We start from the raw sequence: 19,681 nt of genomic DNA, 5'->3' as shown, positions 1-19,681 counted from the left end.
CGTCACTCCTGTCTGGGCGTGGTGCCGTGCGTGAGGTCGGGGCTGACGGCCAGGACGTGCTCCGCGACCGGCCGGAAGTTCAGGCGGGCGATCTGCGCCGTGCCGATGTCCGCCCGCGCCGCCCGGGCCGCGTCGGCGGGGATCACCACCAGGTCGCCCGCCGCCTGGGCGAGCAACTGCACCTGGCAGCAGCGGTCCATCGCCAGGAACCACCACGCCGCCTCGGCCACCGAGCCGCCGACCGTGAGCAGCCCGTGGTTGCGCAGGACGACGGCCTTGCCGGTGCCCAGCGTCGCCGCGATGCGGTCGCCCTCCGCGCCGTCGAGGACGACGCCGCCGTACTCGTCGTGGACCTCGTGGTCCTCGAAGAAGGCGCACGCGTCCTGCGTGATCGGCGCGAGCGGCCGGCCGAGCGCCGAGAACGCCCGACCGTGGATCGAGTGGGTGTGCGCGGCGGCTACCACGTCCGGTCGGGCCTTGTGGATGGCCGAGTGGATGGCGTACCCGGCGGGGTTGATCCGGCCGGAGCCGTCGACCACGTCGCCGGTGTGGTCGACGCGCAGGAGGTCGTCGTCGCGTACGTGGGCGAAGTGCCGCCCGAACGGGTTGATCCAGAAGGTGTCCGGGTCGATCGGGTCCCGGGCGGTGACGTGCCCGCCGGCGCCCTCGTCGAACCCCGCGAGGGCGAAGGCGCGCAGCGTGAGGACCAACTGCCGGCGGCGGTGGGCGCGCTCCTGTTCCGGGTTCCGTCGCTCAGCCACAGCCGCCTCCGGTGTCGGTGTCGTACCCGCCCACGCCCGCCGGCACCGCGGGGGGCGCGACGGGCGTGCCGGTCCGCTCGGCGTACGCGGCGAGGAAGTCGTCGACCCGGTCCACACCCCAGAACCGGTGCGGGCCCAGCCGCAGGTAGGGAATGCCGAAGATGTCCTCCTCGTACGCCCGCAGCAGGCAGTTCGCCCCGGCGGCCCGGACGGACTCGTCCTCCACCGCGCCGAGCACCACCGACGGGTCCACCCCGGCCCGCTCGGCCACCTCGGAGATCACCTCCGGGGTGCACACGTCCTCGCCGCGCTGCCAGCGGGCGGCGATCACCTCCCGGTAGAACGCCTCCCCCGCGCCCTGTTCCCGGGCGGCCAACCAGCCCAGGTGCGGGACCTCCCACCACGGGTCGATGTCGATCGGCCAGCGCATCGACAGGCCCAGCCGTTGGGCCTGCCGCTTGGCGTCCTGGAGCAGGTAGAGATGCTTCGGCTTGCTCATCTGCACGTAGTGGAAGGCGCCGCCGCGGGCGGTCAACGCCGCCTCGGTGCGCGCGTCCGGGTCCCAGTAGGGGATGAACTCCAGCGCCTCCTGCGGCCGGCCCAGCGCCCGGGTCAGCCGCTCCACCGCCAGCCAGCTGTACGGGCTGCGGAAGGAGAAGTACAGCCGGGGCTGCCTGGCGGCCATCACCGCTGCCCACCGGTCAGCGCCGCCACGGTGTCCTCGTCGAGGGTGGCGAGCCGGCCCGCCTCGGGGCCGCGGCTGACGGCGTACCCGTGTAGGATGCTCGCCGTCGCCACCCGGACCAGGCGACCGTCGCGGACGACGTGGCAGTCCATGCGGGCGTCGTACGTGACGTCCTTGAGCACGTCGGTGACGGTGAAGCTGACCCACATCGGCTCGTCGAGGTGGGCGTCGCCGAGCACCTCGATCCGGGCGCGGGAGACCACCGGGATCCAGCCCCGCTCGCGCAGCATCCGACCCACCGACACGCCCCGGTCGGCGAGGTAGCGGTCCACCACCTCCTCCAGCAGCCGGACGTACCCGGAGTGCTGCATCCGCTGCGAGTACTGGCAGTAGAAGTAGGGCACCCGCCACGGCCACACGAAGCCCGCGCCGGCGGCGCGCACCGTGTCGGCCGGGTCGGCGCCGGCGGGCGCTCCCGGCTCGCCGACGGCCGGTTCCTCCGCGAGGCCGGCCAGCTCCGCCGGCAGCGGCGCCCCCTGCGGTACGTCCGCCTCCCGCACCAGGGCCACCCGCACCCGGGCCCGGCACACGGTGACGTCGGCGTCGCGGCGCACGCCCATCCGCACTCCGAACCGACCGTTGGCGGCGGGCGTCGCCACCACCGTCGCGGTGTCGTCGACGTCCAGGACGGCGGGCAGCAGCAGCGAGCAGTCCCGGATCGACAGTCCCACCCCGTGCTCGTGGTAGAGGCGGCCGGGGCCGTGGCCCCGCTCCCGGAACCACTCCAGCACGCTCTGCTCCACCAGGTACGCGAAGTGTTTGAACCCGATCCAGGTGCGGATGTTCGCGCCCTCGAACCCGGGTCGGGCGGACAGCGTCACGGATGCGTTCTCAACCGCCGTGGTCACGGCGTACCTCCTCGGATCGCGGGGTCGGGGCAGACCTTCTCGACGAAGCCCGCGACGTGTCGGGCCACCTCGGCCGCCCGGTCGAGATGACAGAAGTGGTGGAAGTCCGGCTCCACGACGACGTGCGCGTCGGGCAGTTCGGCGCGCAGCGCGCCGACGCGCGGGCCGTCGAGGCCGGGGTCGCGGCCACCGGTGAGCACCATGGTCGGCACGGTCACCGCGTGCAGCGGCAGGCCGGCGGTCGCGGTGAAGTGGTCGAACAGCGTGGTGAAGCCGACCGGGCCGATCCGGTCGACCATGATGTCGCGCATCGCGGCCAACGTCTCCGGGTCCAGGTCGGCCAGGCGGGGGCCGAGGCGGTGGCGCAGCCCCTCGTCGATGATCTGCACGAAGTTGGCCTGGGCCCGCTCGTGCACCGCCCAGGTGATCGACAGGTCGGGCGGGCAGTAGAACGGGGCGATGAGCATCGCTCCGCGCGGCGCGACGTCCGGTTCGGTGGCGAGCATCTCCAGCACCGCGTTCGCGCCGAGCGAGTGGCCGACCACGACGTCCGGCGGCGTGGCCAGGGCACGGACGGCGGCGGCGAGCCAGGCACCGGGGGTGCCCCGACGCCGCCAGCGGTGGTCGGTGCCGGCCTTCCAGGGCAGCTCGGCCGCGAGCAGCCGCCAGCCGGTGGGCAGCCGCTGCGCCAGGGGCCGCCAACTGCGCCAGGCGTCGGACATGCCGTGCGCCAGCAGCACTGTCGGTGTCCCGGTGTCCGGGCCGGCGAGCCGGTGCACGGCGACCGGGGGTGGCGGGCCGCTCATCGCCGCGCCGCCCGGACGTCGAGTTCGCGCATGCCGTCGACGGGGTCGCCGCAGCGGACCGTGACGGTCGGGGTGGCGCCGACCAGGCGTACGGCCAGCGCCGTGTGCACGACCCCGGCGGCGCCGTAGTGGTCACCCGCCACGGCGGCCGCGTCGACCAGGGGGCCGTGTGGTGGGCCGTCGCCGGGTATGCCCGCTCGGACGGGCCCGAGCAGTGCCAACGGGTGCGGCGCACCATCGGTTCGGCCGAGCAGCAGGCAGGCCGCCCCGGTGCGCAGCGGCACACCGGCGGTGGCGCCGTCCCGGGCGGCGTGCAGGGCCTGTGCCTGCGGGTCGTCCGGTTCGGTGCCGACCACGACGACCCGGTCGGCGCGGCCGGTGCGCAGCAGCAGGCCGGCCAGCCAGATCGCGTCCAGGCCGGCGGTGGCCCCGGAGCAGACGGTGAGGTTGGGCCCGCCGAAGCGGAACCAGATCGCGATCGCGCCGGCGATGACGTTGCTGGAGGCGTTCGGCGCCTCCAGCGGGCCGACCTCGCGCGGGCCGCCCTCGCGCAGCCGGCGGGCGATGTCGCCGACGGTGGCGACGTTGCCCAGGTTGGAGCTGACCACCACTGCGGTACGCGGATCCGCCGGCCCGCTCGGGCGGGGAGCCTTCGGCGCGAGGCCCAGCGCCCGGTGCACGGCGCAGAGGGCGAGCCGGGTGGCCGGCTCCTTGGCCAGCAGACCCTTGCGGCCGAGCAGGTCGGCGGCGCGCTCGGGCGGGCAGGCGGGCTCCTCGTCGGCGGCCCACGCCCCGGCGACACCGACCGGCAGGTCGGCTCCCGGCAGGTGCACTCCGCGCAGGTCGACTCCCGGCAGGTGCAGTGCCGCCGCGAGAACGGCGGCCACCGGCGGAGCCGGGTCGGCTCCGGCGGCGACACCCGGGTCGGTCGCGGCGGGGTTGTCCGTCGTGGACCGACCCGGTCGGGTCACCTCGCTCGGACGGCGGGACGCGGCCGGCGGCACGGTGCGGTCCGGTGTCGGCGCGAGGTGTCCGGTGTGGACGCGGCCGGTCATCGCAGCGCCTCCAGGACGGTGACGGCGTTGAGACCGCCGAAGCCGAACGCGTCCACCTGCGCCACCCGCACGTCGGCCCGTACGGCCGCGTCGCGGACCAGCCGCAGCGCGGCCGCCTCGGGCGCCGGCCGGGTCAGCCCGACCACCGGCGGCACCCGGCCGGTACGCAGGACCTCGACGGCGACAGCGACGCTGAGCAGCGCCGACCCTCCCGACGTGTGGCCGACGGCGCCCTTCAGGGCGGTGACCAGGGGGCCGGGCTCGCAGCCGGCGAACACCTGCGCGATGACCCGCGCCTCGGTCTCGTCGTTGAGTGTCGTGCCGGTGCCGTGCGCCACGACCAGGTCGACCTGGTCGGGCCGGCGGTCGGCGCGGTGGTGGGCGTCGTGGACCGCCCGCAGGATGCCCGCCGGGTCGGGCGCCGTCTCGTGCCCGGCATCGCAGGACAGCCCGGTGGCGAGCAGCCGGGCCAGCCCGCGGCCCGGTCGTTCCGGCTCGACCACCAGGACCGCCGCGCCGTCGCCGAGCAGCACACCGGCCCGGTCGGCGTCGAAGGGCTGCACCCGGCTGGTCGGATGGCTGGCCACCCGACCGATCATCGCCAGCATGGAGGCGCTGCTGCCGTCGGTGCCGCCGACCAGCACGGCGTCCGCCTCGCCGGTCTCCACCAGGTCCTGTGCCAGGGCGAGGGCGGACCCACCGGCGCTGCACGCGTTGGCCAGGGTGACCACCCGCTGCACGCCGGGCGCCGCGCCGGCGACGGCGTCGGCGAAGTGCAGCCGCTCGGCGGGAAAGTCCACCGCGCCGGCGAGGGCCGCCCGTTCCACCTCGGCCGACTCGCGCAGGCCGGTGCCGACGAGACTGACCACCCGCTGTCGACGCGGGTCGAGGCCGGCGGCGGCGACGGCCTCGGCCACGCAGTCGGTCAGCCAGCGGCTCGGGCCGAACGGCCGGTCGTCGTCGATCGGGTAGCCGTGACCGACCCCCACCCGGGCCGGGTCCGACCGTCGCAGCCCGGCGGCGCCGCACGCGCCCGACAGCAGCGCCCCGACGGTCGCCGGACCGTCGCCGAAGCAGGTACGGACCGCGGTGGCGGTGATGGTCGCGGACATGTCCTACCCCCGCACCACTGCCGCGGCGACCGCGCCGTCGCGCGAGCGCCCGACGATGAGCGCGGGCCGACCACGCGCGTCCGGGTCCTCGGCGTAGCGGCCCAGCAGCACGCCCAGCGCCAGCGCGCCGGTGACGGACTGACAGTCGCCGAGCGCCGGACGCACCGACCACCGCTGCGCGGCCACCGGCACCACCTCGGACAGGCTGTCGGCGTCGAGATCGCCGCTCGCGATCGCCCACACGTCGGCCGGGCGGACCTTCGCGGTGGCCAGCGCCCGACGTACACAGCCGGCGAGTCCGTCGACGCTCGGCTCCGGCTGGAAGCCGGTGGCCACCGAGAGCACCTGGGCGCGCGGCGCCTCGGTGAGCCCGGGCGTCGGGCGGCGCAGCAGGTAGACCGCCGCGGCCTCACCGGCCGGACCGGCGCCGGTCAGCTCCGCCGCCCACGCCGTGTTCGGCGTGTACTCCTCCACCCCGCCGACCAGCAGGGCGTCGACGTAGCCCCGGCGCAGGGCGTTGAGCGCGTAGCGCAGCGCGTACAGGAAGGCGAGCGGGCCGCCCGCCACCGTGGCGTTGACGCCGCGCAGGCCGTAGCGGATCGCGGCCTGGCCGCTGGCGCAGTTCATCACCGTGTTGGGGAACAACACCGGGTTGACCAGGTACGGCTTGTCCTGCACAAGCGTCTCCCGGGAGAAGTCCATCGTGGACTTCAGACTGCCGGTGGTGGTGCCCAGCACCACGCCGATGCGGTGCCGGTTGTCGTCGTCCGGGGTGAGCCCGCCGTCGGCCAGCGCCCGCCCGCAGGCCACCATCGCCAGCGCGGTCGCCCGGTCCAGGAAGCTGGTGCCCTTGCGCCCCAGCAGCCGACGTACGTCGAAGTCGGCGATCGCCGGCGCCTGCGCCGTGGGCAGCGGCTCGTCGAAGCGGTCGCGGACGTCGACACCGACGACCGCGCCGGCGCGTACGGCGGCCAGCAGCTCGCTCACCGACTCCCCGGCCGCGCTGAGCACTCCCCAGCCGGTCACCAGGCCGGTCACCGGATCGCCCCGAAGATCGTGATGGCGTTGTTGCCGCCGAACGCCAGGCCGTTGTTCTGCGCCACCCGCACCGTGGCCGGTCGGGCCGTGTTCGGCACCGGATCGATCCACGACAGCTGCGGGTCGGGAGTGGCCCAGTTGATGGTGGGGGGAAGGAACCCGTGCCGGATGCCCAGCGTGGTGGCGATCGCGCCGAACCCGCTCGCCGCGCCCATCGTGTGGCCGAGCATCGACTTGATCGAGCTGACCGGCGGCACCCGGTCGCCGAACACCGCCCGGATGGCCCGCGCCTCGCACAGGTCGTTGGCGGGCGTGCCGGTGCCGTGCGTGCTGATGTAGTCGATGTCCTCCGGTTTGACCCCGGCGTTCTCCTGGGCCAGGCGCATGCACGCCGCGACGCTCTCCTCGTTGGGCGCGACCATGTGGTGGGCGTCGCAGTTGACGCCGTACCCGAGCACCTCGGCGTAGATCCGGGCGCCCCGGTCCCGCGCGTGCTCCAGGGTCTCCAGCACCAGGGCCGCGCCGCCCTCACCGGTGAGGATGCCGGAGCGGTCCCGGTCGAACGGCCGGCAGGCATGCTCGGTCAACGCGCCGAGGCGGTAGAAGCCGGCGTGCGCCCACCGGCACACCGAGTCGGCGCCGCCGGCCACCATCACGTCCGCCTCACCCCAGCACAACAGGTCGTACGCGTACCCGATCGCGTAGTTGCTGGCCGAACAGGCGGTGGTGAGGGTGACCGACTCCCCGGCCAGCCCCAGCTCCGCGCTCACCGCGTAGGACAGCCGCTCGGCCGGCGCCTGCCGCAGCGCCTCGGCGGACATGGTCGGGTAGCCGCCGGCCACCAGCTCGGCGGTGAGCTGCTCCACCACCGTCGACTCGCCACTGGTGGTGCCGACGACCGCGCCGACGCGCGCCGGGTCGGTGGCCGGCAGCGACAGACCCGCGTCCATCGCGGCCAGCCGGGCAGCCGCCGCCGCGAACAGCGCCGAGCGACCCCAGTCGGCGACCCGCAGCCGCCGCAACAGCGCCTCCGGCCGGAACGCGGGCACCTCGCCCGCCCAGTGGTGCGGGAACCCGCTCGCGTCGAAGCTCGTGATGGGCGCGGCGGCCGACCGGCCGGAGCGCAGCCCGGCGGTGAACTCGTTCACGCCGATCCCGATCCCGGACACCGGCCCGAGCCCGGTGACGACCACGCGGTGCACGGTCAGTCCTGCCAGCCGGCGTGTCGCGCCACGACCTCGTGGACGGCCTTGAGGCTGCGCATCTCGTTCAACTCGGCCTGCGGGATCTCCACCTTGTACTTCTTCTCGATCCGGGCCAGGATCTCGATCGCCCGCAACGAGTCCGCCTCGTACTCCTCGACGAAGTCGGCGGTGTCGGCGACCTCCTCCGGTTCCAACTCGAGCACCTCCGCCACGATCTCCCGCAGCTCCGCCATGTGCTGGTCGCGATCACTCATTCCGGTTCCCTCTTCCTCTCATCGTTTCCGCTCCGCGACGGCGTCGGCCGGTCGGACGACCGCCATCATCGAGCCGAACTCCGCCACCTGGTCGGTCCCGACCCAGCTGGATCCGGTGGCGAACGCGGCGCCGTGCACGACCTGTTCCAGTCGGACCCGGTGCCGGATCACGTCGCCCGGGTAGACCGGGCGCAGCAGCACGCAGTCCCGGGCCGCGGTGAACATCGGCAGCCCGGTCGTGCCCGGCCCCCGCGACAGCAGCCAGAGCACCGCCGCACCCTGACCGAACGACTCGATCAGCAACGACGCCGGGTAGGCGTACCGGTCGGGGGCCTGTCCCTCGGCGATCCCCCGGTAACAGGGCTCGCAGCCGGTGACCGCCTTGACGGCCTCCAGGCTCACTCCCGGCTCGACGCTGTCGACCCGGTCGAGCAGCAGCATCGGGTACCGGTGCGGCAGCAGGGCCCGCAGCTCGCCGTGGCCGAGTCTCATCGGGCGTTCCCGCCGTCCGCGCTCGGCCAGCGGTAGACGGCACGCACCGTCGCCGCGTGGACCCCGTCGCCGCGTACGCACCGGGCGGTCACGTCGAAGGACTGGTCCTCGCCGACCGGGCCGACCGACGCCTCGACGGTGAGCGTGTCGCCCGCGAGCAGCGGTGCGAGGAACCGGGCGGAGCGCAGCAGGTGCAGGTGCGGCAGCCGGCCCGCGCAGTAGCCGACGGCCGCCGTCACGGCCTGCCCGATCGTCTCCAGGGTGAACACGCCCGGATAGACGGTCAGCTCGGGGAAGTGCCCGGCCAGGTAGACGTCCGTCGGGTCGACTGTGGTGCCGGCGCGCAGGCCGATCCCGCCGCGCGGCCCGGCCGACACCTCGACCCACTCGATCGCCGGCAGGGGCGCCGCCGCGGCCTCGTACGTGTCGACGGGGCGGGTGGTGGCGCTGAACGCGGGTGCGGCGGTCACAGCACGATCCCCCCGTCCACCCGGATCACCTGGCCGGTGATGTAGCCGGCGCGCTCGGAGAGCAGGAACTCGACCAGGTCGGCGACGTCGGCGGGCGCGCCGAAGCGGCCCAGCGGGATCTGCCCCAACGCCTGTTCGCGCAGCTTGGCCGGCAGCGCGGCGGTCATGTCGGTCTCGATGAAGCCGGGAGCGACCACGTTGACCCGGACGCCGTACCCGGCGACCTCCTTGGCCAGCGACAGGCTGAGCCCGATGATGCCGGCCTTGCTGGCGGCGTAGTTGGTCTGCCCGGTGTTGCCGGTGACCCCGGCGACCGAGGAGAGGTTGACGATGGCGCCGCGGCGTCGCTTGAGGAAGCGGAACGCGACCGTCCGGCAGGTGTTCCAGGTGCCGGTGAGGTTGGTGCCGATCACGTCGTGCCACTCGTCCGGGGCCATCAGCACCAGCGGCCGGTCCCGGGTGATGCCGGCGTTGTTGACGAGCGCGGTGAGCGGCCCGAGGTGCCGCTCGGCGGCGGTGACGAACGCGTCGACAGCGGTCGGGTCGGTCACGTCGCACGGCCCGAACCACGACCCGACCCCGTACGCCTCGACCTCCGCCCGGGTCTTCTCCGCGGCCTCGCTGGGCGCGCTGTAGCAGCCCGCCACCGCGTACCCCTGGGCGGCGAGCCGCAGCGCGACGGCCCGGCCGATTCCCCGGGACACCCCGGTCACCAGCGCGCAGCGTGGCGCGTCGCCTGCCGTTGTCATGTCACCCCCTGCTCATCCGATGGCCCGTTGCGCGCGCAGCCGTTCCCGCGCGGCCGCGTCGACGCCCACCTCGTCGAGAACCCGGTCGGTGTCCGCGCCGGGCTCGGGGGCGCCGGAGCGGACGGCTGTCGGTGTCCGGGAGAACTTGACCGCCGGCCCGGTAAGCGGCGCGGTGCTGCCGTTGGACAGCACCGTCTCCTGCACCATGGCGCGGGCGTGGACCTGCGGGTCGGTCGCGGCCTCGGCGAAGGTCCGCACCCGCTCGGCGGTGATCCCGTTGGCGTCGAGGGCGGCGACCACCTCGGCGCAGGTCCGCCCGGCACACCAGTCGGCGACCACCGCGTTGACGGTGGCGCGGTTGTCGCGGCGTTCCTCGTTCGTCGCGTACCCGGGCGCGCGGGCCAGTTCCGGGCGGCCGACGACCTCGGCCAGTCGACGCCAGGAGCGGTCCAGGGCGACTGCCACGTAGACGTGGCCGTCGGCGCAGCGGAAGCAGCCGGCCGGGACCACGAAGTCGGCCTGGTCGCCCCAGCGACGCAGCGGCACCCCGGTCGCGCCGAGGGTGAGGTAGCCGTTGCTGGAGAACAGCAGCGAGTCGAGCATGCTCACGTCGACGTGCTGACCCTCGCCGGTGCGGTCGCGGTGGCGCAGCGCGGCGAGCGCGCCGATCACCGCGTGCAGCCCGGCGAGGTCGTCGGCGAGGAAGGTGGGCGACTTCAGCGGAGCGCCGTCGGGTTCGCCGTTGAGCGCCATCCAGCCGGCGGCGGCCTGGGTGGTCGGGTCGTACCCGGGTCGCTGCGCGTCGGGGCCGTACTGGCCGTAGCCGGAGACGGACACCAGGACCACGTCCGGCCGGACCTCCCGGCACTGCGCGTAGCCGACGCCCCAGGCGTCAAGCGTCCCGGGCTTGTAGTTCTCCACCACCACGTCGGCCGTGGCGACGAGCCGCAGGAACACCTCGGCCGCGCCGGGGCGGCGCAGGTCGAGCCCGATGCTGCGCTTGTTGCGGTGCACGCTCTGCCGGAACCAGGACAGACCGGTGCCGGGGATGTCCGGGGGCATCAATCCCTCCCGGTTGCCGGGCATCTCCACCCGTAGGACGTCCGCGCCGAGGTCGGCCAGGACGCAACTGGCGATCGGGCCGGACCAGACCTTCGTGACGTCCAGGACCCGTACGCCGTGCAACGGCCCGGTCAGGTCGTGCCGGGCGTCGGCGTAGAAGTCCGCGGCGTCGCGGGTGGGCGCGGTACGCGTCTCGGTGTCCATGCCGCCTACTCCCGCACCAGCAGCGACGCCGTGCCGAGCGAGCCGCCGCAGCACATGGTGACCAGGGCCGCCTCGCCGTCGGTGCGTTCCAACTCGTGCAGGGCGGTCACCAGCAGCCGGGTGCCGCTGCTGCCCAGCGGATGCCCGAGTGAGATCGCGCCGCCGTTGACGTTCACCCGGTCCAGGTCGGCGTCGTGGTGCGCCGCCCAGGAGAGCACGACCGCGGCGAACGCCTCGTTGACCTCGACGACGTCGATGTCGGCGAGGGTCATCCCGGCGCGCTTGAGCAGCTTGCGGGTGGCCACGGTGGGGCCGTCGAGCAGGTAGTAGGGGTCGGCGCCGGTGACGACCTGCTGCGCCAGCCGGGCCCGGGGCCGCAGGCCGTGCGCGGTGGCCCGCTCCCGCGACATCCACAGGATCGCCGCGGCGCCGTCGGAGATCTGCGAGGTGGTGCCGGCGGTGTGGATGCCGTCCGGGAGCACCGGACGCAGGGCCGCCAACCCCTCCGCGGTGGTGTCGCGGATGCCCTGGTCGACGTCGACCGACGTGCCGTCGGGCAGCGGCACCGGTGTGATCTCCCGGTCGAATCGGCCCTCGGCGCGGGCCCGCGCCGCGCGCTGCTGCGAGCGCAGCCCGTAGGCGTCGGCGTCCGCGCGGGTCAGCCCCTGCCGGGCCGCGATCCGCTCGGCGCCGCCGAACTGCGCCTTCGGCGGATCGTCGTACGGGTAGTCGGGTGTCTTGTAGTGGCCGGGCCCCTGGTAGAGGTTGGTGCCGACGGGCACCCGGCTCATCGACTCCACGCCGCAGGCGATGCCCACGTCGATGGCCCCGGCGGTGATGAGCGCCGCGATCAGGTGGTTGGCCTGCTGCGCGGAGCCGCACGAGGCGTCGACGGTACTCGCCGCGACCTCGTAGTCGAGCCCACTGTTGAGCCAGGCGTTGCGGGTGACGTTGAGGCTCTGCTCGCCGACCTGCGTGACGCAACCGCCGATGATCTGCTCCACCTCGCCGGGTTCGATGCCGGCCCGGCGGAGCACCTCGACCTGGACGTGCCGCAGCAACTGCACGGCCTTCAGGCCGGACAGCACACCCTCGCGCCGGCCGATAGGCGTCCGCACCGCCTCGACGATCACCGCCTCCGGCATGGACTCCCCCTCCTGGTCGGCGCGTGGTGGTTCGCGGGTGCTCAGGCCGGGACGAGCCGGACGCGCAGCTCCTCCAGGCCCCGGAACGTGCTGCTGTGCCGCCATTCGAGGTCGATCTCGTCGGCGTCCGGGTCGGCCAGCTCGATCACCGCGAACCGGTCGACCAGGCGGCGGAAGGCGATCTGCCCCTCGGCGCGGGCGAGCTGCGCGCCGAGGCAGTGGTGGGGCCCCCAGGCGAACGACAGCGGCGTCTCCGGCGGTTCGGCGCCGGCGAAACGGGCGATGTCGAGCCGGTCCGGGTCGGCGTAGCGGGCCGGGTCACGGTTGGCCGCGCCGATCAGGGTGATCACGTGTTCGCCGCTTCTGAGCGGGGTGCCGTCGACGAAGGTGGTGTCCTCGAACGCGGCACGCCCCAGCACGTGCACCGGGGAGTCGAAGCGCAGCAGCTCCTCGACCGCGGAGCGGGTCAGCTCCGGTTCGGCGCGCAGCCGCTGCAACTGGTCCGGGTTGCGGCACAGCGCGTGCGTGCCGAGGCCGATCAGGTCGGTCATGGTCTGGAAGCCCGCGCCGAACAGCAGCACGATCACCTGGATCAGCTCGTCGACCGACAGCCGGTCGCCGTCGATCTCGACCTGACCGAGCGCGGACGCGAGGTCGTCGCGGGGGTCCTCGCGGCGCTTGCGGACCAGGTCGGCGAAGTACTCCTCCATCTCGCCGAGCGCCTGGTCGGACGCCTTGAGCACCTCCTCCGGGGCGAAGATCTCCAGCCCGCCGGACGCGGCGCGGGTGAGCCGGCGCAGCAGCGGCCAGTCCTCCGGCGGCACGCCGACCAGCTCGCCGATCACCATGACCGGCAGCGGGAAGCCGAACGAGCCGACGATGTCGACCTCGCCGCCACCGGGGCCGATGCGGGCGGTGATGTCGTCGAGCAGGCCGTCGACGAACGCGGCCAGTCGGGGACGCAGGGTCTCGGTGCGCCGCGGGGTGAACACCCGGCTGACCAGTCCGCGCAGCCGGGTGTGCTCCGGCCCGTCGAGGAACAGCAGGGTGCGGGCGCCCTCGCGGCCGCGGGAGTCGCCCATCCGGGGTCGTTGGGCCGACTTGTCCAGCGACGGGTTGCGCAACGCGGCCCGACAGTCGTCGTACGCGGTGAGCACCCAACCCACACCCTGACCGGGCTGTTCCATCCGGTACTTCGGCGCCGCGGTTCGCAGCGCGTGGTAGTGCGGGTACGGGCTGCTGACGGTGGCCGGAGCCTTCATCAGCAACTCCATCGCGATGATCCGGGGGTCAGCGCTCGCCACGGTCTCGGTCATGGCTCGGAAGCCTAATAGTGTTTCGCGTATCTCGGAAGTACTTGTTTCTTGTATCTTTGGTTGAGCATACTGGCGGGCATGACCTCGGCCCGTACCGGCATGCCGCCGAGATTCGACGCCCGTGACCCCGCCGTGCTGGCCGACCCCTATCCCACCTACGCGGCGCTGCGCGCGGCCGGCCCGCTGTGCCGGATGGGCCCGGGCAGCTGGGGTGTCACCCGCTACGCCGACGTCGCCCGGCTGGTCCGCGACCCGCGCCTGGGCAGCGAGTTCCCGGCGGCCTACCACCGGATGTCGGCAGGTGACGGCGCGGCCGGCGACTTCTTCGGCAGCATCATCCTCTACCGCGACCCGCCGGAGCACGGCCGGCTGCGCCGGCTGATGGCCAAGGCGTTCAGCCCCGCCCTGGTCCGCCGGCTGCGCCCCCGGATCGAGCAGATGGTCACCGAGCTGCTGGCCCCGGCGACCCGCACCGGAGGCTTCGACGCGGTCTCGGATCTCGCTTTTCCCCTGCCGGTGATGGTGGTCTGCGCCCTGATGGGCATCCCACCGGCCGACCACGAGCGCATCCGCCCGTACGCGCTGGACCTGAGCAAGGCGTTCGCCGCGATCGTGCCCGACGATGACCGTCCCGCCGCCGACCGGGCGGTCGAGTGGTTGCGCGGCTACCTCGGCGACATCCTCGACAGGCGTCGCGCCGAACCCGGCGAGGACCTGCTGTCGCGGATGCTGGCCGCGACCGACGACGACGGCGCCGTGCTCGACCACGACGAGATCGTGGACAACGCGGTCTTCGCCTTCTTCGCCGGCTTCGAGACCACCACCAACCTGATCGCCACCGGGGTGGCGGCCCTGCTCGACCACCCCGACCAGCTCGCCCTGCTCCGGTCGGACCCGACCCTTACCCCCCGGGCGGTGGAGGAGTTCCTGCGCTACGACGCCCCGATCCAGGGCGTCGCCCGCCTCGCCCGGGAGGATCTGGACGTCGGCGACCGCACCATCCGCGCCGGGCGGGTGCTGATCCTGCTGCTCGGCAGCGCCAACCGCGACCCCGACCAGTTCGCCGCGCCGGACCGCCTCGACATCACCCGCGCGGAGAACCCGCACCTGTCCTTCGGCGGCGGCATCCACCACTGCCTCGGCGGCTACCTCGCCCGGGTGGAGGCGCAGGTCGCGTTCGAGACCCTGCTGCGCACGTTCGGCACGCTGACCCCGGCCGGCCCGGCCCACCGGCAGACCGACGGGACGCTGCGCTCGTACGCCAGCGTGCCCGTGGCGGTGCGGCCGTGAGCCCGGCCGGCCGCGTCCTGCCGGCGCGGATGGACCCGCTCGCGCCCGAGGTCGTCGCCGACCCCTACCCGACGTACGCGCGGATGCGGGCGGCCGGTCCGCTGTGCCGCTTCGGGCCGGCGAGCTGGGGCGTGACCCGGCACCGGGACGTGGCCGCGCTGCTGCGCGACCGCCGGCTGAGCAACACCTTCCCGGAGGACGACCCGCAGTTCCGGATGGCACAGGACCTCTCCCGCGAGGTGTTCCGCCGCATCATCCCCACCCGCGACCCGGACGACCACAGCCGGCTGCACCAGCAGATCGTCCGCGCGTTCAGCCCCGGCGTGGCCCGGCGCACCGCGAGCCGCGTCGGGGACCTCGTCGACGAGCTGCTCGCCCCGGCGCTGGACACCGGGCGAATGGACGCCGTGGCCGACCTGGCGTTCCCGGTCGCCGCGACAGTCGTGTGCGAACTCATCGGCCTGCCGGCGGCGCGCACCCGGGCCGAGGTCTGGCCCCGCTCGGCGGCCCTGGGCCGGGCCTTCACCCCGTTCCTGCCCGAGGCCGACCGCGCCGCGGCCGACGAGGCGCTGGCCTGGCTGCGCGGGTACGTCCGCGACCTGCTCGCCGACCGGCACGCCGACCTCGGCGGCGACCTGCTCGACCGGATGCTCGCCGTGGCCGACCCCGCCGAGGGGATCGAGGAGGTCGTCGACAACATCGTCTTCCTCTGCTTCACCGGCTACGAGACGACCATGAACATGGTCTGCACCGGCAGCATCGCCCTGGCCGACCGGCCCGACGAGTGGCGTCGGCTGCGCGCCGACCCGTCGCTCTCCGCCACCGCCGCCGAGGAGTTCGTCCGGTTCGACTCCCCGATCCAGTACACGGCGCGGCTGGCGTTGGCGCCGATCCCGGTCGGCGACCGGGTGATCCGGCCCGGCCGGTCGGTCTTTCTCCTGCTCGGCTGCGCCAACCACGACGAGGACGTGTTTCCGGACCCGGGCCGCATCGACATCGGCCGCCACCCCAACCCGCACGTCGGCTTCGGCGGCGGTGTGCGCGGCTGCCTCGGCGCCGCGCTGGCCCGCATCGAGGGAGCTGTCGTCTTCGAGCGGCTCGCGCGTCGGCTCGCCGGCATCGAGCTGGCCGCCGATCCGGTCCGCGAGCCCAGCGCCCTCTTCCGGTCGTACGCGTCGATCCCACTCGCCGTCACCCCCGCCTGACCCGGCGGAACCTGGAGTCGCAGATGTCACTGATCGGCCGACCGGTCCGCCGCACCGAGGACCGTGCCCTGCTCACCACCGGCGGCACCTACGTCGACGACGTACGGGTGCCCGGCTCGCTGGAGCTGGTCGTCGTCCGCTCGACCGTGGCCCACGGCCGGCTGCGGGGCGTGGACACCGACGCCGCCCGCCGGGCGCCCGGCGTGGTCGCGGTGTTCACGGCGACGGACGTGGACCTGCCGCCGCTGCCGCCCGAGGCCGGGGTGCTCAACCAGAAGATGACCACCCCGGTGCTCGCCGACGGCGTCGTGCGCTTCGTCGGCGAACCCGTCGCCGCGGTGCTGGCGACCAGCCGCGCCGAGGCGGTCGACGCCGCCGCCCTCGTCGCGGCCGACATCGAGGCACTGCCGGCCCTGGTCGACGTGGAGGAGGCACTCGCCGACGAGCGGGTGCTGCACCCCGAGGCCGGCACGAACATGGTGCTCAAGCTGGGCTTCCGGCGCCCGGCCGGGCGTGCCGAGCTGCACGAGGGCGCCGAGGTGGTCGTCCGCCAGCGGATGCGCAACCCCCGGGTCGCGCCGTGCCCCCTGGAAGCCCGCGCCGGGCAGGCCGAGTGGGGGCCGGACGGGTTGCGCTACCGCGCCGGCAGCCAGGCCGTGCACCTGTGGCGCAACCAGCTCGCGGCGGCCCTCGGTGAGCCGGAGGACCGGGTCCAGGTGTTCAACGGCGACGTCGGCGGGGCGTTCGGCTCCAAGGCGTTCGCGAGCCGGGAGGACGTCCTCGTCGCCTGGGCCAGCCGTCGACTCGGCCGGCCGGTGCGCTGGGCGGAGACCCGCAGCGAGAGCATGACCGCCGCCGGGCACGGCCGCGCCCAGCACCAGAGCGCCGAGCTGGGCGGCACCCGCGACGGGCGGATCGTGTCGTACGCGCTGGAGATCGTGCAGGACGCCGGGGCCTACCCGCGCATCGGCGCGATCCTGCCGTTCTGGACCCGCACGATGCTCACCGGCCCGTACGCGATCAGCCGGGCGAAGTTCAGCTCGTCGAGCGTCACCACCACGACCACGCCCGTGGTGTCGTACCGGGGCGCCGGGCAGCCGGAGGCCGTCGCCGCGCTGGAGCGGATGGTCGACGTGTACGCGGCGGAGATCGGCCTGGACCCGGCCGAGGTACGCCGGCGCAACCTGCTGCCACCGGAGAGCTTCCCGGTGACGACTGTGACCCGGGCCCGCTACGACACCGGCGACTACCCGGCGGCGCTCGAACGGGTGCTCGCCGAGGCCGACTACCCGGCGTTGCGCGCCGAGCAGGCGGCCCGCCGCGAACGCGGCGACGTCGAGCAGCTCGGCATCGGCCTGTCCACCTTCGTGGAGATCACCGGCGCGGACACCCGCAGCGAGTACGCCTCGATCCGCGTCGACGACACCGGCCGGTTCACCGTCCACTCGGGCACCTGCCCGCACGGGCAGGGCCACGTCACCGCCTGGGCGATGCTCGCCGCCGACGTGCTCGCCGTGGCGCTGGACCGCGTCGACGTCCGCCACTCCGACACCGCGACTGTCGCCGCCGGCGGTGGCACCGGCGGGTCCCGGTCGTTGCAGACCGGCGGCATGGCGGTCCGCGAGGCCGCCCTGGCCCTGGTGGAGCGGGGGCGGGACGCGGCGGCCGTACACCTGGGCGTGCCCCGCGACGACGTGGAGTACACGGCGGGACGGTTCCGCTCGACCGCCGGGCACGTCGTCTACTGGACCGAGCTGGCCGCCGACGGCGCGTTGTCCGCGGAGGCGAACTTCCAGCCGACGGCCGCGACCTGCCCGTTCGGCGCGCACCTGGCGGTGGTGCTTGTGGACACCGAGACCGGCCAGGTGACCCTGCGGCGGGTGCTGACCGTGGACGACGCGGGAGTGCTGCTCAACCCGCTGCTGGCCGAGGGGCAGGTGCACGGCGGCCTCGCGCAGGGCGCCGGTCAGGCGCTGGTGGAGGAGGTCCGCTTCGCCGCCGACGGCACGCCCCTGCACGGTGACCTGCACCGCTACGCCATGATCGGCGCGGCCGAGCTGCCCTCCTTCGAGACGGTGGCGACGCAGACCCCCACTACGGTGAACGCGCTGGGCGCCAAGGGCCTGGGCGAGTCGGGGGCGGTCGGGTTCCCGCCGGCGGTGCAGAACGCCGTGGTCGACGCCGTCCGCCACCTGGGCGTACGACACATCGACATGCCGGTGACCGCCGAGCGGGTCTGGACGGCCATCCAGGAGGCGACGAACCGACCCAGCTCGGTGCCGGCTTGATCAAGTGATGAAAAGTAGCTGCCCGGAGCGTTCCTGACCTACTTCTCATCACTTGATCACCGCACGGCTCGCCGCTGCGGAAGCGGTTCTGCAACTCGACCAACGGGCCGCAGTCTTCGTGCGCTCCGCGAAGGCTCCCCATCTCGGCCGCTTCACGCCCCAGTTCCGCACTCGCAGTAGCGAAGCAGACACCAGCCACCATGAATCCTCTCCGTGGCCCCGCCCTGCGGGCGGCTACGGGCAGCGGGCGAGGGATGCTCCGGTCGCCCCTTTGCTCTGCTTCAACGGACGCAACAGTCCAGGCCCGTTTTCGTAGCGTGGGTTGAAGCAGAGCAAAGGACCCGATGCGCAGTTGTACCCCCTGCGCCCGACATCCGGTTCCGGCGCCGGGCAGGCCGGGAGGGGGTGCCTCCTCAGTCGTCCACGACGGACAGCGCCTGCTTCGGGCAGCGGCGTGCGGCCTCGCGTACCCGGTTGGCAAGCGAGCCTTCCAGCGGCTGTTCGGTGATGTGCAGACGGTCGTCGTCGCCGACGTCGAACACCTCCGGCGCCTGCCCCACGCAGACCGCGTTGCTCTCACAGCGGGAGAAGTCCACGACCAGTCGCATCGCTCACGCCTCCTTCGGGACGATCTCGAGGATGGGGAACATCATGGTGGGCACGCTGCGTCCCAGCCGCAGGTCGGCGGCGTCCAGCAGCCGTTCGATGTGCTCGCGGGAGCGGGCGCCACCGCCGACCATGGCCAGCAGGAGCAGGTCGTAGAGGCGGCCCACGTCGAAGCGGTCGCCGGCCTCGACCACCGGCTCCAGCACCAGCAGCCGGCTGTCCGGCCGCATCGCCGCCCGCACGGCCGTCAGCAGCCGTACGGCGTTGTCGTCGTCCCAGCCGTAGAGGATCCGCTTGAGCAGGTACGCGTCCGCGCCCGCCGGGATGGTCTCGAAGAAGCTGCCGCCGGTCACCGTGCACCGCTGGGCCACGCCGAGCTTCTGCAGCACCGGTTCGGCCTCGGCGACCACGTGCGGCAGGTCGAACAGGGTGCCCTGCAACTGCGGGAAGCGGGCCATGATGCCGCCGAGGAAGGCGCCGTTGCCGCCGCCGACGTCGACCACAGTGCTCAGCTCACCCCAGGGGTACGCGGGCAGCGCGGCCCGCAGCTCGAGTCGGGTGGCGGCCTGTTGGGAGGCGTCGAAGCGGGCGCTGTCGTGCGGGTGGGCGGCCATGTACGGCCAGTAGCCCTCGGGGTGGACCTGGTCGAACGACGCCTGCCCGGTGCGGATGCTGTGGTCGAAGTGTGCCCACGCCTCGATGTCCGGCTCGAGCAGCGGGTACGCGTCGCGCAGGGACAGCGGGTGGTCGGTGCGCAGCGGCTCGGCGAGTTTCGTCAGGCCGAACACCTCGGGTTCGACCTCGGTGAAGATGCCCTTGCCGGCGAGCGCGCGTAGGGCGCGCAGCAGCGACGGCGCGTGCGCGCCGGTGGCCTCGGCCAGCTCGGTGACCGGCCGTGGCCCGTCGACGAGCTGGTCGGCGACGCCCAGCTCGGCGACCGCGCGCACGGTGAACGGCACGATGTAGTCGGCCAGCTCGGTCAGTCGGAACACCGACTCGATGTCGATCCGGGGTCGGCTCGGGGCCATCG

20 protein-coding genes are annotated in these 19,681 nt (G+C 74.1%); 3 read left to right on the top strand and 17 right to left on the bottom strand.

Translation table 11 applies throughout. The annotated features are described in order from the left end of the window. Nucleotides 1–2: 2 nt before the first annotated feature. The 15 genes from MILUP08_RS18050 to MILUP08_RS17980 are packed head-to-tail and all read right to left on the bottom strand — an operon-like array spanning nucleotide 3 to nucleotide 13,262. On the bottom strand, nucleotides 3–761 hold the full coding sequence (locus tag MILUP08_RS18050; protein WP_007460229.1) for a class II aldolase/adducin family protein: 759 nt from the start codon (nucleotides 759–761) through the stop codon (nucleotides 3–5). Further along, complete coding sequence (locus tag MILUP08_RS18045) at nucleotides 754–1,446, bottom strand: 2-hydroxychromene-2-carboxylate isomerase (RefSeq protein WP_007460227.1); 693 nt, start codon at nucleotides 1,444–1,446, stop codon at nucleotides 754–756. Before MILUP08_RS18045 ends, MILUP08_RS18050 begins: the two co-directional genes overlap by 8 nt. Further along, nucleotides 1,446–2,354, bottom strand: a complete 909-nt coding sequence (locus tag MILUP08_RS18040; RefSeq protein WP_007460225.1) for an acyl-CoA thioesterase — start codon at nucleotides 2,352–2,354, stop codon at nucleotides 1,446–1,448. The genes MILUP08_RS18045 and MILUP08_RS18040 overlap by 1 nt, the downstream gene beginning before the upstream one ends. Beyond that, on the bottom strand, nucleotides 2,351–3,160 hold the full coding sequence (locus tag MILUP08_RS18035; RefSeq protein WP_007460223.1) for an alpha/beta fold hydrolase: 810 nt from the start codon (nucleotides 3,158–3,160) through the stop codon (nucleotides 2,351–2,353). The genes MILUP08_RS18040 and MILUP08_RS18035 overlap by 4 nt, the downstream gene beginning before the upstream one ends. Further along, a complete protein-coding gene (locus MILUP08_RS18030; protein ID WP_007460220.1) occupies nucleotides 3,157–4,215 on the bottom strand; it encodes a beta-ketoacyl synthase N-terminal-like domain-containing protein in 1,059 nt (352 codons plus the stop codon). The genes MILUP08_RS18035 and MILUP08_RS18030 overlap by 4 nt, the downstream gene beginning before the upstream one ends. After that, nucleotides 4,212–5,327 (bottom strand): beta-ketoacyl synthase N-terminal-like domain-containing protein, encoded by a 1,116-nt coding sequence (locus tag MILUP08_RS18025; protein WP_007460219.1) that lies wholly within the window; start codon nucleotides 5,325–5,327, stop codon nucleotides 4,212–4,214. Before MILUP08_RS18025 ends, MILUP08_RS18030 begins: the two co-directional genes overlap by 4 nt. A 3-nt stretch (nucleotides 5,328–5,330) precedes the next feature. Continuing rightward, entirely contained in the window at nucleotides 5,331–6,365 is a 1,035-nt protein-coding gene (locus MILUP08_RS18020) for a beta-ketoacyl synthase N-terminal-like domain-containing protein (RefSeq protein ID WP_007460218.1), read from the bottom strand. After that, on the bottom strand, nucleotides 6,362–7,567 hold the full coding sequence (locus MILUP08_RS18015) for a beta-ketoacyl-[acyl-carrier-protein] synthase family protein (protein ID WP_007460217.1): 1,206 nt from the start codon (nucleotides 7,565–7,567) through the stop codon (nucleotides 6,362–6,364). The genes MILUP08_RS18020 and MILUP08_RS18015 overlap by 4 nt, the downstream gene beginning before the upstream one ends. 2 nt (nucleotides 7,568–7,569) lie before the next feature. After that, the gene (locus MILUP08_RS18010; protein ID WP_007460216.1) at nucleotides 7,570–7,824 is read right to left on the bottom strand and encodes an acyl carrier protein; all 255 of its coding nucleotides are present in this window, start codon (nucleotides 7,822–7,824) and stop codon (nucleotides 7,570–7,572) included. 18 nt (nucleotides 7,825–7,842) lie between these two features. Next, entirely contained in the window at nucleotides 7,843–8,316 is a 474-nt protein-coding gene (locus MILUP08_RS18005; RefSeq protein ID WP_007460215.1) for a 3-hydroxyacyl-ACP dehydratase FabZ family protein, read from the bottom strand. Next, nucleotides 8,313–8,786, bottom strand: coding sequence for an ApeI family dehydratase (locus MILUP08_RS18000; RefSeq protein WP_007460214.1), 474 nt, complete (start codon nucleotides 8,784–8,786; stop codon nucleotides 8,313–8,315). The genes MILUP08_RS18005 and MILUP08_RS18000 overlap by 4 nt, the downstream gene beginning before the upstream one ends. Then, nucleotides 8,783–9,535 carry a 3-oxoacyl-[acyl-carrier-protein] reductase gene (fabG, locus tag MILUP08_RS17995; protein ID WP_007460213.1) on the bottom strand — a complete coding sequence of 251 codons (753 nt, stop codon included), beginning with the start codon at nucleotides 9,533–9,535 and terminating at the stop codon, nucleotides 8,783–8,785. Before fabG ends, MILUP08_RS18000 begins: the two co-directional genes overlap by 4 nt. Nucleotides 9,536–9,547: 12 nt before the next feature. Beyond that, complete coding sequence (locus MILUP08_RS17990) at nucleotides 9,548–10,801, bottom strand: CaiB/BaiF CoA transferase family protein (RefSeq protein WP_007460212.1); 1,254 nt, start codon at nucleotides 10,799–10,801, stop codon at nucleotides 9,548–9,550. A 5-nt stretch (nucleotides 10,802–10,806) separates the two neighbouring features. Beyond that, nucleotides 10,807–11,946 carry a steroid 3-ketoacyl-CoA thiolase gene (locus MILUP08_RS17985; RefSeq protein WP_007460211.1) on the bottom strand — a complete coding sequence of 380 codons (1,140 nt, stop codon included), beginning with the start codon at nucleotides 11,944–11,946 and terminating at the stop codon, nucleotides 10,807–10,809. 41 nt (nucleotides 11,947–11,987) lie between these two features. Then, on the bottom strand, nucleotides 11,988–13,262 hold the full coding sequence (locus tag MILUP08_RS17980; RefSeq protein ID WP_007460208.1) for a cytochrome P450: 1,275 nt from the start codon (nucleotides 13,260–13,262) through the stop codon (nucleotides 11,988–11,990). 78 nt (nucleotides 13,263–13,340) lie between these two features. Here MILUP08_RS17980 and MILUP08_RS17975 point away from each other — a divergent pair, with 78 nt between their 5' ends. Genes MILUP08_RS17975 through MILUP08_RS17965 form a run of 3 tightly spaced genes read left to right on the top strand, consistent with a single transcriptional unit; the run spans nucleotide 13,341 to nucleotide 18,045 of the window. Next, the gene (locus tag MILUP08_RS17975; protein ID WP_039906201.1) at nucleotides 13,341–14,552 is read left to right on the top strand and encodes a cytochrome P450; all 1,212 of its coding nucleotides are present in this window, start codon (nucleotides 13,341–13,343) and stop codon (nucleotides 14,550–14,552) included. Further along, nucleotides 14,549–15,757, top strand: a complete 1,209-nt coding sequence (locus MILUP08_RS17970; RefSeq protein ID WP_007460204.1) for a cytochrome P450 — start codon at nucleotides 14,549–14,551, stop codon at nucleotides 15,755–15,757. Before MILUP08_RS17975 ends, MILUP08_RS17970 begins: the two co-directional genes overlap by 4 nt. Before the next feature lie 23 nt (nucleotides 15,758–15,780). After that, the gene (locus tag MILUP08_RS17965; protein WP_007460201.1) at nucleotides 15,781–18,045 is read left to right on the top strand and encodes a xanthine dehydrogenase family protein molybdopterin-binding subunit; all 2,265 of its coding nucleotides are present in this window, start codon (nucleotides 15,781–15,783) and stop codon (nucleotides 18,043–18,045) included. Nucleotides 18,046–18,458: 413 nt separating this feature from the next. Here MILUP08_RS17965 and MILUP08_RS17960 read toward each other — a convergent pair whose 3' ends face one another. Next, the gene (locus MILUP08_RS17960; protein ID WP_007460197.1) at nucleotides 18,459–18,653 is read right to left on the bottom strand and encodes a ferredoxin; all 195 of its coding nucleotides are present in this window, start codon (nucleotides 18,651–18,653) and stop codon (nucleotides 18,459–18,461) included. 3 nt (nucleotides 18,654–18,656) lie between these two features. Next, entirely contained in the window at nucleotides 18,657–19,679 is a 1,023-nt protein-coding gene (locus MILUP08_RS17955; RefSeq protein WP_007460195.1) for a methyltransferase, read from the bottom strand. Nucleotides 19,680–19,681 lie beyond the last annotated feature (2 nt).

This window comes from Micromonospora lupini str. Lupac 08 (genome assembly GCF_000297395.2).
Taxonomy (GTDB): domain Bacteria; phylum Actinomycetota; class Actinomycetes; order Mycobacteriales; family Micromonosporaceae; genus Micromonospora; species Micromonospora lupini.
The sequence above is the reverse complement of the archived record's forward strand: the minus strand, read 5'-3'. Positions and strand labels throughout refer to the sequence as shown.